Here is a 1640-nt window from a genome sequence, read left to right as displayed (position 1 = left end):
GTCTCCTGGGCGTCGACCCGATGCTCGTCCAGATCACGGGTGTGGTCCAGGGCGCGGGTGACCGCCTCCTTGGTGATCTCCGTGAAGGTCATGCGCTTGACGGGCACCTTGGGCTTCAAGACCTCCAGCAGGTGCCACGCGATGGCCTCACCCTCACGGTCATCGTCGGTGGCCAGGTAGAGCTCGTCGGCGTCCTTGAGGGCCTTGCGCAGCTGGGTGACCGTCTTCTTCTTATCCGGGTTGACGACGTAGTACGGCTTGAAACCGTCAGTGACGTCAACAGCGAACTTGCCATAGGGGCCCTTCTTCTGCGCGGCGGGCAGTTCGGAGGGCTGAGCCAGATCGCGGATATGACCGACCGAGGCCTCGACGTCGAAGTCCTTGCCCAGATAGCCGGCAATGGAGCGGACCTTGTTGGGGGACTCGACGATGACGAGTTTCTTGGACACGAGAACCTTCTTCGATGCTTCGGTTGTGCGGCGTGTGGGCGGCGTAGTTCCGGCGTTCTGCAGCGTTGCCGCAAGCAGGCGCCGGGGGTGAAGACGGCAGCTGAGGTTGCGAGCGCGACTGTAGCGCACCTACCCGACACCCTTCGTCATGAGCCGCCATGCGTCACCCAATATTCACAGGTGGGGCACAGGGAGAGCGTGTTGAATCGTGGTCATGACTACCCCAGCCGAGACCCTCACCCGTCCCGACGGCTCCCCCGTCCGCGTCCTCGTGGTGGACGACGAGCAGACGCTGGCCGACCTGCTCGCCTCCGCGCTGCGCTACGAGGGCTGGGAGGTGACCACCGCCGGCACCGGTATTGCGGCGGTGCGCACCGCGCAGGAAATCGACCCCGACGTCGTCGTCCTGGACATCATGCTGCCGGACTTCGACGGCCTGGAGGTCATGCGCCGTATCCACGGCCACAAGCCCACCGTCCCCGTGCTGTTCCTCACCGCTAAGGACGCCGTCGAAGACCGGGTGGCAGGCCTGACCGCGGGCGGCGACGACTACGTGACCAAGCCCTTCTCCCTGGAGGAGGTCGTTGCCCGGCTGCGCGCCCTGCTGCGGCGTTCCGGCGCCGGCGCGGAGCAGCCCTCCCATGTGTTGCAGGTCGGCGATCTGCGCATGGACGAGGACTCCCACGAGGTGTGGCGCGGCGACGATGAGATCCGCCTGACCGCCACCGAGTTCGAGCTGCTGCGCTACCTCATGCGCAATCCCCGCCGTGTCCTGTCCAAGCCGCAGATCCTGGACCGGGTGTGGAACTACGACTTCGGCGGGCAGGCCAATATCGTGGAGCTGTACATCTCCTACCTGCGCCGCAAGATCGACAAGGGCCGCGAGCCCATGATCCACACCATGCGCGGGGTCGGTTACGTGCTCAAGCCCACTCCCTCCGCCCAGTAACCGGGGCCAGGCCCGTCCATGTCTGACCCACGTCACGACCGGAAGCCGTCTGCCGCAACCACATCCCGGAGTCGGCGCCTGGGCCGGCTGCGCCCCAGACACCTGTTCTCGCGCAGCTTGCGCACCCGACTGGTTGCAGGTGTCATCGGGATCGTGCTCGTCATGGCCGCCGGCATCGGCGCCTTCTCCACCCTCACGCTGCGCCATACCCTCATGAACCGGCTGGACGAGCAGCTCACGGC

2 protein-coding genes and 1 pseudogene are annotated in these 1640 nt (G+C 66.2%); 2 read left to right on the top strand and 1 reads right to left on the bottom strand.

Translation table 11 applies throughout. The features are described from left to right. Positions 1-449 (bottom strand): toprim domain-containing protein (locus RWX45_RS07175; protein WP_316023050.1); only part of this gene is annotated, 449 nt, incomplete at its 3' end. Between the two features lie 214 nt (positions 450-663). Here RWX45_RS07175 and RWX45_RS07170 point away from each other — a divergent pair. Together RWX45_RS07170 and RWX45_RS07165 are read left to right on the top strand one after the other, a co-directional pair. Continuing rightward, complete coding sequence (locus RWX45_RS07170; RefSeq protein ID WP_316023049.1) at positions 664-1398, top strand: response regulator transcription factor; 735 nt, start codon at positions 664-666, stop codon at positions 1396-1398. Positions 1399-1416: 18 nt separating this feature from the next. After that, positions 1417-1640 (top strand): annotated as a pseudogene (locus RWX45_RS07165) (hypothetical protein); the annotation flags it as partial.

This window comes from Actinomyces sp. MRS3W (genome assembly GCF_032465695.1).
Classification (GTDB): domain Bacteria; phylum Actinomycetota; class Actinomycetes; order Actinomycetales; family Actinomycetaceae; genus Actinomyces.
The sequence above is the reverse complement of the archived record's forward strand: the minus strand, read 5'-3'. Positions and strand labels throughout refer to the sequence as shown.